General features: G+C 63.3%; 13 protein-coding genes. 2 read left to right on the top strand and 11 right to left on the bottom strand.

Annotated features, from left to right (window positions below; translation table 11 throughout):
• Window positions 1-92: 92 nt before the first annotated feature.
• Both ACPEE1_RS15900 and ACPEE1_RS15895 read right to left on the bottom strand, forming a co-directional pair.
• The gene (locus ACPEE1_RS15900) at window positions 93-1,376 is read right to left on the bottom strand and encodes an O-acetylhomoserine aminocarboxypropyltransferase/cysteine synthase family protein (protein ID WP_182345344.1); all 1,284 of its coding nucleotides are present in this window, start codon (window positions 1,374-1,376) and stop codon (window positions 93-95) included.
• Window positions 1,377-1,494: 118 nt separating this feature from the next.
• Complete coding sequence (locus tag ACPEE1_RS15895; RefSeq protein ID WP_116925058.1) at window positions 1,495-2,586, bottom strand: YeiH family protein; 1,092 nt, start codon at window positions 2,584-2,586, stop codon at window positions 1,495-1,497.
• A gap of 167 nt (window positions 2,587-2,753) precedes the next feature.
• Between ACPEE1_RS15895 and ACPEE1_RS15890 the strand changes: the two genes are divergently transcribed.
• Window positions 2,754-3,653, top strand: a complete 900-nt coding sequence (locus ACPEE1_RS15890) for a LysR substrate-binding domain-containing protein (RefSeq protein WP_116925260.1) — start codon at window positions 2,754-2,756, stop codon at window positions 3,651-3,653.
• 18 nt (window positions 3,654-3,671) lie between these two features.
• Here the strand turns inward: ACPEE1_RS15890 and ACPEE1_RS15885 are convergent, their stop codons facing one another.
• The 7 genes from ACPEE1_RS15885 to cyoA form a co-directional block, all read right to left on the bottom strand.
• Complete coding sequence (locus ACPEE1_RS15885) at window positions 3,672-4,214, bottom strand: response regulator transcription factor (protein WP_021026719.1); 543 nt, start codon at window positions 4,212-4,214, stop codon at window positions 3,672-3,674.
• A complete protein-coding gene (locus ACPEE1_RS15880) occupies window positions 4,177-5,535 on the bottom strand; it encodes an ATP-binding protein (protein ID WP_243419264.1) in 1,359 nt (452 codons plus the stop codon). The genes ACPEE1_RS15885 and ACPEE1_RS15880 overlap by 38 nt, the downstream gene beginning before the upstream one ends.
• 106 nt (window positions 5,536-5,641) lie before the next feature.
• Window positions 5,642-6,397, bottom strand: coding sequence for an SURF1 family protein (locus tag ACPEE1_RS15875; RefSeq protein WP_423933818.1), 756 nt, complete (start codon window positions 6,395-6,397; stop codon window positions 5,642-5,644).
• Window positions 6,398-6,466: 69 nt separating this feature from the next.
• A complete protein-coding gene (gene cyoD, locus ACPEE1_RS15870; protein ID WP_116925060.1) occupies window positions 6,467-6,895 on the bottom strand; it encodes a cytochrome o ubiquinol oxidase subunit IV in 429 nt (142 codons plus the stop codon).
• A complete protein-coding gene (gene cyoC, locus ACPEE1_RS15865) occupies window positions 6,896-7,519 on the bottom strand; it encodes a cytochrome o ubiquinol oxidase subunit III (protein WP_021026722.1) in 624 nt (207 codons plus the stop codon).
• Window positions 7,512-9,515, bottom strand: a complete 2,004-nt coding sequence (gene cyoB / locus ACPEE1_RS15860; protein WP_116925061.1) for a cytochrome o ubiquinol oxidase subunit I — start codon at window positions 9,513-9,515, stop codon at window positions 7,512-7,514. Before cyoB ends, cyoC begins: the two co-directional genes overlap by 8 nt.
• Window positions 9,516-9,545: 30 nt before the next feature.
• Window positions 9,546-10,601, bottom strand: coding sequence for a ubiquinol oxidase subunit II (gene cyoA / locus ACPEE1_RS15855; RefSeq protein WP_116925062.1), 1,056 nt, complete (start codon window positions 10,599-10,601; stop codon window positions 9,546-9,548).
• A 187-nt stretch (window positions 10,602-10,788) separates the two neighbouring features.
• Between cyoA and ACPEE1_RS15850 the strand changes: the two genes are divergently transcribed.
• A complete protein-coding gene (locus ACPEE1_RS15850) occupies window positions 10,789-12,141 on the top strand; it encodes an MFS transporter (RefSeq protein ID WP_116925063.1) in 1,353 nt (450 codons plus the stop codon).
• 134 nt (window positions 12,142-12,275) lie between these two features.
• Here the strand turns inward: ACPEE1_RS15850 and ACPEE1_RS15845 are convergent, their stop codons facing one another.
• Together ACPEE1_RS15845 and ACPEE1_RS15840 are read right to left on the bottom strand one after the other, a co-directional pair.
• Complete coding sequence (locus ACPEE1_RS15845; RefSeq protein WP_423933814.1) at window positions 12,276-14,279, bottom strand: peptidase U32 family protein; 2,004 nt, start codon at window positions 14,277-14,279, stop codon at window positions 12,276-12,278.
• A 115-nt stretch (window positions 14,280-14,394) separates the two neighbouring features.
• Entirely contained in the window at window positions 14,395-15,123 is a 729-nt protein-coding gene (locus tag ACPEE1_RS15840; RefSeq protein WP_116925065.1) for an NUDIX hydrolase, read from the bottom strand.
• Window positions 15,124-15,131: the final 8 nt, after the last annotated feature.

Genomic DNA, 15,131 nt, shown 5'->3' with positions numbered 1-15,131 from the left:
CCTCATGCCCGCTCCTGGTGATCCAGGAGCCACAGAGCACTGTGTTTGAGCCGCTTGTTGAAAGCGGCTCTTTTTTTGCGTGCGACGGCCCCTCAGACCTTGGCCAGCGCCTGCTCCAGATCGGCCAGCAGGTCATCGACATGCTCGATGCCGACCGACAGGCGCACCATGCCTTCGCTCACGCCGGCTTTCTCCAGCTCTGCGCTGTCCAACTGGCGGTGCGTGGTCGAAGCCGGGTGCGTCGCCAGCGATTTGGCATCGCCAATATTGACCAGGCGGGTGAACAGCTGCAGCGCATCCAGAAAGCGGGCACCGGCGGCGCGCCCTTCGCCGTCTGCGGCATTGAGGCTGAAGGACAGAATGCCCGAGGCGCGGCCGCCCGACTGCTTTTGCAAGGTGGCATGGTCCGGGTGGTCCGGTAGGCCCGCATAGCGCACCCAGGCCACCTTGGGGTGCTTTTGCAGCGTCTCGGCAATCTTTTGCGTGTTCTCGCAGATGCGGTCCATGCGCAGCGCCAGGGTCTCGATGCCTTGCAGGATCTGGAAGGCGTTCTGCGGCGAAATGGCTGCGCCCATATTGCGCAGCGGCACGACGCGCGCGCGGCCGATGTAGGCCGCAGGGCCCAGCGCTTCGGTGTAGACCACGCCGTGGTAGCTCACATCGGGTTCATTGAGGCGCTTGAAGCGCGCCTTGTGCTCGGCCCAGGGGAACTTGCCGCTATCGACGATGGCGCCGCCCACGCTGGTGCCATGGCCGCCCAGGTACTTGGTGAGCGAATGGACGACGATGTCGGCGCCATGCTCGATGGGGCGCAGCAGATAGGGCGAGGGCACGGTGTTGTCCACGATCAGCGGCACACCATGGCGGTGGGCCACATCGGCGAGCGCGCGGATATCGGTCACATTGCCCAAGGGGTTGCCGATGGACTCGATGAACACGGCCTTGGTCTTGTTGTCGATCAAGGCGCCAAAGCTGGCCGGGTCGCGTGGATCGGCAAAGCGCACCTCAATGCCCTGCTGCGGAAAGGTATGGGCAAACAGGTTGTAGGTGCCGCCATACAAGGTGCTGGCCGAGACGATGTTGTCGCCCGCTTCGGCCAGCGTTTGGATAGCTGCGGTGATCGCTGCCATGCCCGAGGCCAGCGCCAGCGCGGCAATGCCGCCTTCGAGCGCGGTCACGCGCTTTTCCAGCACATCGGTGGTCGGGTTCATGATGCGGGTGTAGATATTGCCCGGCACCTTCAGGTCAAACAGGTCGGCGCCGTGCTGCGCGCTGTCAAAGGCGTAGGCCACCGTTTGGTAGATGGGCACGGCCGCAGCCTTGGTAGTGGGGTCGGGCGAATAGCCTGCGTGAACGGCCAATGTCTCGATGCGCATGGTGTTGGAATCCTTGTGTGCTTGGCGGAATGAATCGTTGGTTGTTGTAGCAGTTTTGCGCGCCGGGCCAACGATTTTTTGGGTATGAGCTTATGAGGCCGCAGAGCCCCGAGCCCCCTCAGAGCCAGGTATTGACCGCCAGCCCGCCCAGCACCAGCCAGACAAACAGCACCAGGGCCAGCAGCAAGGGCTTGATGCCCGCAGCCCGCACGGCGCGCACATGGGTGGTGAGCCCCAGGCCGGCCATCGCCATCGTCAGCAAGGCGTTGTCCCACTGCACACCGATGGCGAGCGCCTGCGCAGGGATAACGCCCAGCGAATGGATGCCCGCGACTGCGACAAAGCCCAACGCAAACCAGGGAATGGTGATCTGGCGGGCCTGCACGGCGCCACCGGCTGCCGGCTGCCGGACCGCTGCAGCGCTGCCAGGGCGCCTGGCCAGCCACAGCGACAGCGCGATCAGAAACGGGGCCAGCATCATCACCCGCACCATCTTGGCGACCACGGCGGTGTCGGCCGCGCTGCTGCTGATGGCGCCGCCAGCAGCGACCACCTGCGCCACCTCATGCACGGTCGAGCCCACCCAGAGGCCATAGCCGGACTCGCTCATCTGCAGGCTGGGCGCGAGCCACTGGTAGAGCACCGGGTACAAAAAGGTGCCCACGGTGCCAAAGACCACCACGGTGGCGATGGCGACCGCCACATCATCGGCGCGCGCCTTGGCCACCGGGGCGGTGGCCAGCACGGCCGCTGCGCCGCAGATGGCGCTGCCCGCGCCCACCAGCATGCTGGTGCGGGCATCCAGCCCCAGCCAGCGCTGGCCCAGCCACTGCGCCAGCACAAAGGTGCTGCCGAGCATCAGCGCATCGATCAGCACGCCGCTGGCGCCGACGGCGGCGATGTCCTGGAAGGTCAGGCGCAGGCCATAGAGGATGATGCCCAGGCGCAGCAGCTGCTGCTTGGACAGGCCCACCCCCGCAGCCGCCGGCGCCTGCACCCAGCCGTAGACAGTATTTCCCACCAGCATGCCGATGACGATGGCCAGCGTGAGCGCGCTCAGCCCATGGCTGCCAAACCAGGGCAGGGCCGCGAGCGTGCTGGCCAGCCAGGCAATGGCCGCACACAGCAGCAGGCCCGGTGCCAGGCGTTTGGCGCCATCGAGCCAGTGGCCGTTGCGCAGTTGGGGGAGGGAGAGGGGGGCGAGTGACATGGGCGGTTCCAGAGGCCCTGGCAGGGCCAAAAGCGGTGGCCTGCCGGGCGATATGGAATCACTATAGAAATTATTCTTATATCTGTATAACTAATTGTTTGGTTAATATCTACCGATAAAATAGGTAGATATTTTTTATCAACCCAAGCGCCTTGTGCGCCATCAATATGCTCCATCTCAGCCTGCGCCAGTGGGAGGTCTTCTGCGCCATCGCCCACAGCGGCAGCACCGTCGCTGCGGCCCAGGCCATCGGCCTGTCGCAATCAGCGGTCAGCGCCGCTTTGCAGCAGCTGGAGGCGGGCCTGGGCGCGCAGCTGTTTGCGCGCAGCGGCAAGCGCCTGGTGCTCAATGATCTGGGGCGCAGCCTGTGGCCGCAAGCGCAAGGCTTGCTGGAGCTGGCCTTGCAGCTGGAGCAGGCCACGCAGCAGACCGAGCCGATGGCGCCTGTGGTGCTGCGGCTGGCGGCCAGCACCACGATTGCCAACCATGTGCTGCCGGCCATCCTGACGGACTTCATGCAGCGCTATGCGCTGGTGCGGTTTGAGGTGGTGATCGGCAATACGCGCGAGGTGGCCGAGGCGGTGGGCGAGGCCAGTGTGGACCTGGGCTTTATCGAAGGGGTGAGCCACTGGCCGGCGCTGGAGGTGCAGCCCTGGCGCGAGGATGAGCTGGTGCTGATTGCCGCGCCGGGCCATGCGCTGGTGGCCGCTGCCGGCCACAGCCCTGTCAGCGCCCAGCAGCTGGGCGCTTGCCGTTGGCTACTGCGTGAAGAGGGCTCGGGTACGCGCGAGGCAGTGGAGTTTACCGTGCTGTCCCAGCTGCGGGAATGGCCGATTGCGGCGGTGCTGGGCAGCTCCGAAGCCATTTGCACGGCGGTGGCGCGCGGGGCGGGCATCAGCTGCCTGTCACGCGTCATTGCCCAGCCCTGGATCGAGCGCGGCGAGCTGGCCGTGCTGCACAGCCTGTTGCCGCCGATGCGGCGCCAGTTTTCGCTGCTGCAGCGCCAGGGCAAGCAGCGATCGCCGGTGCTGCAGGCCTTGGTGCAGGCCTGTATGGACGCTGTCTGAGCCCAGTTGAGCAGGTTCTTAACGAACGTGCTGCTTGTCGAGCTTGCGCGCCAGGGTGCGCCGGTGCATGCCCAGGCGGCGCGCGGTCTCGGAGATGTTGAAGCCGGTCTCGGCGAGGGTCTCGTGGATCTTCTCCCACTCCAGCGTCTTGATGGAGGTGGTGGCGGCGGTCAGATCGACTTCGGTGCTGCCTTCGACCCGGCTGAAGGCCGCCTCGATGTCGTCGGTGTTGGAAGGCTTGGCCAGGTAGTGGCAGGCGCCCAGCTTGATGGCCTCCACCGCCGTGGCAATGCTGGCGTAGCCGGTCAGCACCACAATCAGTGCCTCGGGGTTTTGCGCATGCAGCAACTGCACGCAGGACAGGCCCGAGGCGTGGCCGGCCAGCTTCAAGTCCATCACCGCGTACTGAGGGCGCTCGGTCTGCAAGAGTTGCGCCACTTCGTCGGCGCTGCTGGCATGGAGCACGCGGTAGCCACGTCGCTCAAAGGAGCGGCGCAGCGTGCGGGCAAAGGCGGCATCGTCTTCAACCAGGAGTAAGAGGCGTTCTTGGGTTGGCGTCATAGTGTGGTTCGTCATCCAGGGCAATGGAGGCCAGCGGCAGGCTGATGCGCACGGCCGCGCCGCCGCCCAGGTGCTGTTCGCGGTTGCGGGCCTCGACATGGCCGCCCAGCGAGCGGGCCACATTCATCACCAGGAACAGGCCCAGGCCACCGCCAGGGCGCTGTTTGGTGGACTGGTAGGGCTTGCCCAGGTGGGCCAGGATCTCGCTCTTGAAACCCGGGCCGCTGTCGGTCACCTGCAGCACCAGCTGGGCATCGTCCTGCGCGGGGCATTCCACCACAAGCTGGACAAAGCCGGGTGAGGCCTCTAGTGCATTGTCCAGCACATTGAAAATCATCTGTTGCAACGAGGTATCCGAGATGATCGGAATATCGCGCGCGACCTGCTTGCGGTAGACGAAGTTGCCGGGCTGGCGGTGGCTTTGCCACTGCGCGGCGACCCGGTCCATGAAGGTGACCAAGGTGGTGCTCTGCGGCGCGTCGCCGCGCGTCTCACCGGCCGACAGCAGCACGCCGGTGACGATGGATTTGCAGCGCTGCACCTGGTGCTCCATCTCGTGCAGGTCCTCCATCAGTTCGCTGTCTTGCGCGATCGAGGGCATGCGCTGCCAGTCGCCCAGAATCACCGCCAGCGTCGACAGCGGCGTGCCCAGCTCATGGGCGGCGCCGCTGGCCAGCAGGCCCATGCGCACGATGTGCTCCTCTTCGGCCGCGCGCTGGCGCAGGTCGGCCAGGCGCGCATCGCGCAGCTGCAGGTTGGACATGATGCGGTTGATGAAGGAGACCAGCAAGATCGCATTGAGCCCAAAGCTGATCAGCAGCCCCAGCAGGTACAGCGCATGCATGGCGCCACTGCGGTGGCTCATGATCTGCAGCGGCTGGTAGAAAAAGGCCAGCGCCACCGCGCAGCTGCCGGTGACCACCACAATGCCCCAGGCATAGAACGGCTTGAGCAGCACCGCCCCCAAGGTGACCTGGAGCAGGAACAAGGTAATGAAGGGGTTGTTGGCGCCGCCGCTCAGGTAGAGCTGCAGGCTGAGCGCCCCCACATCGGCCAGCAGCGCCACAAACAGATCGCTGGAGGAGATGTCGTGCTGGCGCCAGCGCAGCCACCAGACGCAGATCAGGTTAGTGATGACCAGGCCGGCCAGCACGGCAAACATCTCGTACAGCGGCAGGTAGATGTCAAAGCCCCAGCGGACCAGCGAGATGGTGACCACCTGGCCCACCACCGCCAGCCAGCGCAGCTGGATGAGCAGCTGCATGTTCTGGCGGTCAGTGGTGTGGGTGACCTGAAACGGGGAGGGGATGGACAGTGGCACCGTGCAATTGTGCCGCAGGACTGTGCCGCAGGAATGGGCGGCAGTCGGCAGGCCTTGCGCCTGCCAGTGTTACCGGCGCCGACGGGCGCCGGTAACTGCACCGTGGCTAACGCGCGCCCTTGCGTTTGCGAAGAACCAGCCAGGTGGCGCCCACCACCATCAGGGCCAGGCCATACCAGGTCAGCGCATAGACCAGGTGGTTGTTGACAAAGCGAACCTGCGTGAGCCCTGCGCGTGGCCACTGCTGGCCTTGCAGGTCGCTGGCGCTGCTGCGCTTTTGCTCGCCCACCAGCTCGGCGCTGCCATCGGGCAGGCCTTCGTCGATGAAGAACGGTGCCACCTGCGCCAGGCCCTGCGCCTGTGCAATGGCCTGCACATCGCGCGAGAACCAGCGCTGGGCTTGCGGGTCGTTGTCGCGCAGAAAGCCGCCCTTGGGCTCGGTAGCGCGCAGCAAGCCGGTCACGCTGACCTCGCTCGTGGGCGTCGCTGCTGTCAGCTGCGGGCCGCCTGCCCAGTCACGGCGCAAGGCGTCGGGCACAAAGCCGCGGTTGACCAGCACCTGGCTGCCATCGGCACGCTGCAGCGGCGTGAGCACCCAAAAGCCCGAACCCAGCGCCGTGGTGGCCTGGGTCAGCACGGTCTTGTCCGTCAGCCACTGGCCTTGCAGCTGGCTGGGCTGGTATTCCAGCGCCTTGGCGTCGAGCTGGGGCCAGCTGGCTACTGCGGGGACGGGTTGGGGCGCGCTGTGCACCCGGCGCTCGACCCGCTCGATGAGGTCGAGCTTCCACTGCAGGCGGTAGAGCTGCCAGGTGCCCAAGGCGCAAAAGCCCAAGAACAAGGCGATGCCCACGGTTGCGAGCATCGCCTGAAAAAGTGCGGAATGCCGGGGCTGGCCCTGTGCATTCCGTTGCGTTTCGTTGGTCAAAACAGCTTAGTGGTTGGTGTGGCCTTCGCTGGCAGCAGGTTGCTGCTGGGTCACGGCGGCCGGGTTGTGGTTGTGGCCAGGCATCATGTTGGTGTTCATGTGGTACATGACCCACAAGGTACCGGCCAGGGTCACGGCCACGAACACGATGGTGAAGATGGTGGACATCAGGGTCCAGCCGCCTTCGATCTTGCCGTTCATGTGCAGGAAGTAGACCATGTGCACGATGATCTGCACGACCGCGAAGAAGGCGATCACGACCACGGTGGTGGTGCGGTTCTCAAACACATCGCCCATCACCACAGCGAAGGGGATGGCCGTCAGGATGATCGACAGGAAAAAGCCGATCATGTAGCCCGAGAAGGTGCTGTGTGGGCCGTCGTCATGACCGTGGTCATCGTGGCCGTGTGCTGCGTGGTTATGTTGTGCGCTCATTTACAGCACTCCCATCAAATATACGAAGGAGAAGACGCCGATCCAGACCACGTCCAAGAAGTGCCAGAACATCGACAGGCACATCAGGCGGCGGTTGTTCTCGCGGGTCAGGCCGTGCTTGCCGATTTGCAGCAGCAGCACCACCAGCCACACCAGACCAAAGGTCACGTGCAGACCGTGGGTGCCCACCAGTGCAAAGAAGGCCGACATCGCAGCGCTGCTCTGCGGGCCAGCGCCCACATGGATCAGGTGGTGGAACTCATACAGTTCCACGCCCAGGAAACCGGCGCCGAACAGCATGGTGATGATCAGCCAGACGACGGTGCCCTTGACCGAGCCCTTTTGCTTGGCCAGCATGGCAAAGCCGAAGGTGATGGACGACAGCAGCAGCAAGGCGGTGTTGATGGCCACCAGGCTCAGGTCGAACAGCTCGGCGCCACCTGCACCGCCTGCATAGTTGCGGCCCAGCGCGCCATAGGTGGCGAAGAGGGCAGCAAAGATCAGGCAGTCGCTCATCAGGTAGAGCCAGAAGCCCAGAGCGGTGCCATTTTCAACGTGCGGTTCTTCCTTGAGGAAGTAGTCACGGGTACCGGTCGCGCCGGCGAGGGTGTTGTGATTAGACATGGCGGGCCAACAGTTGGGTACGTTCTTCTTCGGTGGCTGCTACTTCGCTTGCAGGGATGTAGTAGTCACGCTTGTAGTTGAAGGTGTGGATGATCGAAGCCAACACGATGCCGGCAAAGCTGATGCCTGCGATCCACCACATGTGCCAGATCATCGCGAAGCCGAAGACCAGGGCGATCATCGAGATCACGAAGCCGGCGCCGGTGTTCTTGGGCATGTGGATTTCCACGAAACCGTCGAGTTTGCGCTTGTAGCTGTGCTTCTTCATGTCCCACCAGGCGTCGCTGTCATGCACGGCTGGCGTGAAGGCGAAGTTGTACTGGGGAGGAGGCGACGAGGTGGCCCATTCCAGGGTACGGCCGTTCCAGCAGTCACCGGTCACATCACGCAGCTGGTCGCGCTTGAGGTAGCTGACGAACAGTTGGATGAAGAAGCAGGCGATACCCAGCGCGATCAGCACGGCACCGAAGGCAGCGATGATGAAATAGATCTGCAGCGAGGTGTCTTCGTAGTGGTTGACGCGGCGGGTCACACCCATCAGACCCAGCACGTACAGCGGGGTGAACGCAACCCAGAAGCCGAAGAACCAGAACCAGAACGATGCCTTGCCCCAGAACTCGTCGAGGCGGTAGCCGAAGGCCTTGGGGTACCAGTAGTTGATACCGGCGAACACGGCAAACACGACGCCACCAATGATCACGTTGTGGAAGTGGGCGATCAGGAACAGAGAGTTGTGCAGCACGAAGTCAGCAGGCGGCACGGCCAGCAGCACACCGGTCATACCACCGATGGTGAAGGTCAGCATGAAGCCCACGGTCCACAGCATGGGCACGGTGAACTTGATGCGGCCACGGTACATCGTGAACAGCCAGTTGAAGATCTTGGCGCCGGTCGGGATCGAGATGATCATCGTCGTGATGCCGAAGAACGAGTTCACGCTGGCACCGGACCCCATGGTGAAGAAGTGGTGCAGCCACACCAGCCAGGACAGGATGGTGATACACACGGTCGCATACACCATCGAGGTGTAGCCGAACAGGCGCTTGCGCGAGAAGGTCGCAACGATTTCGGAGAACACACCGAACGCAGGCAGGATCAGGATGTAGACCTCTGGGTGGCCCCAGATCCAGATCAGGTTCACGTACAGCATGGGGTTGCCGCCCAGCTCGTTGGTGAAGAAGTTGGTGCCGACGTAGCGGTCCAAGGTCATCAGCACCAGCACAGCGGTCAGGATCGGGAACGAAGCCACGATCAGCGCGTTGGTGCACAGCGAGGTCCAGGTGAAGATAGGCATCTTCATCAGGTTCATGCCAGGCGCGCGCATCTTGATGATGGTCACAATCAGGTTGATACCGGACAAGGTCGTCCCGACCCCGGCAATCTGCAGCGCCCAGATGTAGTAATCCAGACCCACGCCCGGATGGTATTCGCCCAGACCCGACAGGGCCAGCCAGCCCAGCGTGGAGAACTCACCGACGAACAGCGAGGCCATCACCAGCACGGCGCCGGAGGTGGTCATCCAGAAGCTGAAGTTGTTCAGGAACGGGAAGGCCACGTCACGCGCACCGATTTGCAGCGGCACCAGATAGTTCATCAGGCCGGTCACAAAAGGCATGGCCACGAAGAAGATCATGATCACTCCGTGGGCTGTGAAGATCTGGTCGTAGTGGTGCGGGGGCAGGTAGCCCATCGATTCACCGGCGGCCAGCGCCTGCTGGCCACGCATCATGATCGCGTCGGCAAAGCCGCGCAGGAACATGACCAGGCCCAGGATCATGTACATGATCCCGATGTTCTTGTGGTCGATGGAGCAGATCCAGTTCTTCCACAGCGGACCCCAAAGCTTGAACTTGGTGATACCGGCGACGACCACGAGGCCGCCCAGGACCACGGCGATGAAGGTCCACAACACGATGGGCTCATGCACCATCGGTATGTCATTCCATGTCAGCCGCCCGAGGAGCGGGTCATGGCTTACGTTTGTAGCTACGGACATATTGAGTCTCTTTGAAAATTCTCGATGGGGTTACTGCGCCACGGGGGTGCCAGGCGCTGGCTCGCCCAGGGAGGCGACCACGGCAGGGGCGTTGGCCACCGTGCACACGTCGTCCTCAGGGATCAGCGAAACACTCTTGCCTGCAGCTGCACGGGCCTTCATGTTGGCCATCGCATCCTTGGCCATGATCTCGTCCATGCACATCTTGCCCGCTTCAACGCAGCGGTTGAGCACGGCGTGGTACAGGGTGCTGTCGACGGTGCTGAACAGGCGCACAGGATCGCGCTCGCTGGGCTTTTCCAGCTTCACGTATTCAGCACGGTCCAAGGTAGCGCCTTCGGTCTTGGCCTTTTGCACCCAGGCGTCGAAGTCACCATTGCTCAGGCCGTGGAACTTGAAGGTCATGCCGGCAAAGCCCGAGCCGCTGTAGTGCGAGCTCATGCCCTTGTACACGCCAGGCTTGTTGATCACGGCGTTCAACTGCGTCTGCATCGATGGCATGGCATAGATCATGCCGGCCAGGTCAGGCACGTAGAACGCGTTCATCGTGGTGGTGGCGGTCAGCTTGAAGCGGATCGGACGGTCCACGGGCGCAGCCAGCTCGTTGATGGTGGCAATGCCTTGCTCGGGGTAGATGAACAGCCACTTCCAGTCCATGGCCACGACTTCGACCTCCAGCGGCTTGACGTCTGCAGCCAGTGGGCGGTTGGCGTCAATGCGGTCCAGAGGACGGTAGGGGTCGAGCTTGTGGGTGTAGATCCAGGTCAGGGCGCCCAGCGCGATGATGATCAGCAGAGGAACGGACCAGATCACCAACTCCAGCACCGTCGAGTGGTGCCACTCGGGATCGTAGTCGGCGGGCTCATTGCTTTCGCGGTACTTGAACGCGAACAAGAGGATCAGCACGATCACCGGAACGATGATGATCAGCATCAGCAACGTGGCGATGATCACCAGATTGCCGGACTGCGCCGCCACGTCACCCGCAGGGTTGAGAACGACGGTATTACAGCCTGCAAGGCTGGCGGCAACCAGTAACGCCGCAACGAGCCGTGAGGGCCCGCGAAGTTTGTTGAGATCAGGCATGCGAAAGGGCACGGCTAGCGCGCTTAGGTATAAACATGGATTGCAAAATCCCCCCAAATGTAAATGCTAGAGGCAGGCCTGTCGATTGGACATTTTGTCCTACGCCCTCTCAGAAAGTACCCAGCTAGGCTCCTGGTAAAGGTACGGTCTCAGCAGGCCGGTAACAGCTTGAGGAAGGAGCTTTTGTATGAGTAGTCTCGGTTACACAGCATCTCCTGTCGGCGGCACCCCCGGTGCTGATCCCCGTCCCCGTGCCCATTCTGAAGAAGATGTAACACCTGGCGAGATCGCGGTCGGGGTGATTATCGGCCGTTCGTCAGAGTATTTTGATTTTTTCGTATTTGGCATAGCGGCGGTCTTGGTCTTTCCAAGCGTCTTTTTTCCCAACTTTTCTCAGCTCAATGGCACGTTGCTGTCATTTGCGGTGTTTTCCATCGCTTTTGTCGCCAGACCGGTCGGCACCGCCATCTCGATGGCCATTCAGCGCCGCTGGGGACGTGCCGCCAAAATGACAGTGGCCCTGTTTTTACTGGGCGTTTCCACGGTTGGTATCGCCTTTTTACCCGGGTATGACGTACTGGGCCGCACCGCCATCTGGCTGCTGGCGCTGTTCCGCTTTGCCCAGGGTCTGGCGCTGGGCGGCTCCTGGGATGGGCTGCCGTCGCTGCTGGCGATGAACGCGCCGAGCAACCGCCGAGGCTGGTACGCGATGATCGGCCAGCTGGGCGCGCCACTGGGCTTTGTGCTGGCTGCCGGCCTGTTCGCCTACTTGTACAGCGCGCTGTCGAAGGCCGAGTTCCTCAGCTTTGGCTGGCGCTATCCGTTCTATGTCGCTTTTGCGGTGAACGTGGTGGCCCTGTTTGCCCGGCTGCAACTGGTGCTGGGCCAGAGCTACACCCAGGCGATGCAGGAGCGCGAGCTGGAACCCGTCAGCGTCACCCGCCTGATCGACGAGGAGGGCAGCCATGTGGCGATCGGCGCTTTTGCCGCGCTGGCCAGCTTTGCGCTGTTCCACCTGGTCACCGTGTTTCCGCTGTCCTGGATTTCGCTCTATTCGGACCAGCCCATCGCCCATGTGCTGGGGGTGCAGATTCTGGGGGCCTTCTGCGCGGCGCTGGCCATTGTGGCCTCGGGCAAGCTGGCAGACAGTTTTGGCCGGCGCAATACCCTGGGCGCGATGGCGGTGCTGATTGCGCTGTTCAGCCTGGCTACGCCCAAGCTGCTGTCCAGTGGCGTGACCGGTAACAATATCTTCATCATCGTCGGCTTTGTGCTGCTGGGCCTGTCCTACGGCCAGTCGTCCGGCACGGTCACCGCCAACTTCTCGGCGCGCTATCGTTACACCGGCGCGGCACTGTCTACCGACATGGCCTGGCTGGTGGGCGCGGCCTTTGCACCGCTGGTGGCGCTGGGCTTGTCAGCCAAGTTCGGCCTGATCGCTGTGTGCCTTTATCTGCTGTCGGGTGCCGTCTGTACCTTGGCGGCCCTGGGCATCAACCGTGCACTGGAGTCGCGCGAAAGCGCCGAGGCCAGCACCTGACCGGTTTTATCAAGGGACTGCCCATTGCGGACAGCCGGGACGAAGGATTGACCTGAGCTCCTGGGCCTTGGTGAAAAAAAAGCTGCAAAGCTTGGCTTCTGCAGCTTTTTTCTTGATGCGGGCGGCTGGCCTGCTCAAGTACGCACCACCGCAGGCCTGGTGCGGTAGAACTGCATTGGGAACTCCTGCATCTCCTTGGCATGCTGGTTGATGACCGAGCGCTTCATCTTGCCGACCACATGCATCTCGCAGGGCTTGCAGTCAAAGCGCAGGGTCAGCTTTTCCTTGCCATTGATCAGCTGCAGGGGCTCGGCCTTGATGGTGCCCTTGACGCCGATGACGCCCTTGGCCTGCTTGGGGCACAGGCTCATCGAGAAGCGCACGCAGTGCTTGGTGATCATCAGCGAGACTTCGCCTTCCTCTTCCTTGCTCTCGTAGGCCGCGTCGATCACCTTGACGCCATGCTTCACATAGAAGTCATGCGCCTTCTGGTTGAACACATTGGACAGATAGGTCAGCGTGTCCTCCGGGAAGGGCGCGGGTGGCTCCACCGGTAGCGCGCGCGGCAGGCGCACAAAGCCGGCCTCGCGGGCGGCTTCGAGCGCAGCCACGGCATCGCGGCGCAGCTGGTTCAGTGCGGATGCCGGGATGAACCAGGGCTGGTCCAGCTGCAGGCTGATGTCGTGCACCGAGAAAATGGTGGCGCCAAAGCGGCCCAGCTGGTCGCGCAGGGTGGCCTCGGCCCGCTCGCTGTCGGTGGCGGCTTGGTGCGGCTGCACCAGGCTCGCGCTGCCGACAAAGCCGTCGTCATCGGTCAAGGTCAATGCAAAGCCGTCCGGGGTTTGGCTCAGCTGGGCCCAGAGGCCAATGCGGCGCTCGCTGGATTTCTTGTCCAGGGTGCGCACCCAGGCCATGTCGCGGTTGCGGTTCACTTCCAGGCCCTTGCGCAGGTCCTTGAAGCCGGCGATCGGGTCCTTGGGGAACACACGCCACAGCGATTTCTTTGCATCTACGGACTCGGCGCGGTTGATCTGCATGCCAACCAGTTCTTTTTGCAGGTCGTAGTAGCACAGGCCGTCGCCGTTGTGCAGCACGGTGTCGCCGCTGGAGGCTTCGAGCTCGACAAAGTTCTCCCCCACCTTCGTGACCCAGCCGATCGCGCGGCCCGGGGTCTTGGGGGTGTCAAAGGCGCCAATATCGTCCTTGCGGCCGTTGACAAAGTAATCGGTGAACTCGCGGTTGAAGTTCTGGTCCGGATCGGGCGTGAAGCTGAAGTTGGTCCGGCCCGAGGACGAGCGCGCCAGTGGCGCCTCGGAAAACTCGCGCTCTTCGATGATCTCGTCGAGCAGCTTGCGGTAGTGGGCGGTAATGTTCTTCACATAGCCCATGTCCTTGTAGCGCCCCTCGATCTTGAAGCTGCGCACCCCTGCATCGATCAGTGCGCGCAGGTTGTCGCTCTGGTTGTTGTCCTTCATCGACAGCACATGCTTTTCATGCGCAATGATGCGGCCCTGGGCGTCCAGCACCTCATAGGGCAGGCGGCAGGCCTGGTTGCAATCGCCCCGGTTGGCGCTGCGGCCGGTGTGGGCGTGGGTGATGTAGCACTGGCCCGAGTAGGCCACGCACAAGGCGCCATGCACAAAGAACTCAATCGTCGTGCGGGCCGGGTCGGTGGCGGCGCGCACGGCGGCGATCTGTTGCAGATCCAGCTCACGCGCCACCACGATCTGCGACAGGCCGGCATCCTGCAGAAAGCGGGCTTTCTCGGGTGTGCGGATATCGCTTTGGGTCGAGGCATGCAACTGGATCGGGGGCAGGTCCAGCTCCAGCAGGCCCATGTCCTGGATGATCAGCGCGTCCGCCCCGGCCTCGTAGACCTGCCAGGCCATCTGGCGCGCGCCTTCCAACTCATCGTCGCGCAAGATGGTGTTGAGCGTGATGAAGATGCGGCTGCCAAAGCGGTGCGCATGTTTGATCAGGCGCTCCAGGTCGCGGATGTCATTGCCCGCCGTGGCGCGCGCGCCAAAGGCCGGCCCTCCGATATAGACGGCATCGGCGCCATGGTTGATCGCTTCAATCCCGATATCGGCATCGCGGGCCGGGGAGAGCAGTTCGAGCTGGTAGGGCAGGAGGGACATAGGGGCAGGATTATCTCAGGTCGCTGCAGGAGGGCCGCTGCGCTCGGAGATAAGCTGACTGCAGTGCCAGCCCAAGCACCATGCAGACCCGGTTTAGTCCTTGGGTCAGCCCGGTTCAGCCGCGCGGGCTGAAGGTGCGCGGAAACACCACCGGCGCGCTGCGGTCGGCCAGGCGGTAGCCCATGGCCGGGCGGTTGGAGGGCCCCTCGACATGCCCAGCCTCCTGCAAAAATTGCGCTGCCAGCATGCGGGTGCGAAAGCCGCTCTTGTCTACCGGCCGTCCCAGCACTGTCTCGTACACCTGTTGGAGCTGGGGCAGGGTAAAGGGCTCGGGCAGCAAAAAGGCGGGCAGAGAGGTGTACTCGACCTTGCCGCGCAGTCGCTCGGCGGCAGCGCGCAGGATCTCGCTGTGGTCAAAGGCGAGAGGGGGGCCATCGCAGATGGCATCGACCTCGAACCAGGCCACATCGGCCGCATTAGCGCCCTTGGCCAAGGTCAAGGGCTGCGCAGCTATCAACGCAAAGTAGACATGGGTGGCCGACCAGCCACGCGGGTCCCGGCTGCGCCCGCCCCAGCTGCCCAGCTGCTCCAGGTAGGGGCTGGCGACATTGGTCTTCTCGCGCAGCTTGCGGTTGGCGCAGGCCTGCAGATCGCTGTCCTGCGCTACGTCGACAAAGCCCCCAGGCAGCGCCCACCGCCCGGGGAAGGGCTCGGAGCTTGAGACCGGCCGCTGCACCAGCAAGACCTTCAAGGCCCCGTCCACCACGCTGAAAATCACCACATCCACGGTGGTATAGGGCCGTACAAAATCAACGGGTTGGTGGCTGGCAGCGGTGGAGGCCATAGAAAAAC

The organism is Comamonas sp. 23, assembly GCF_049601575.1.
Taxonomy (GTDB): domain Bacteria; phylum Pseudomonadota; class Gammaproteobacteria; order Burkholderiales; family Burkholderiaceae_C; genus Comamonas; species Comamonas squillarum.
This window is presented reverse-complemented; position numbering and strand designations above follow the sequence as displayed.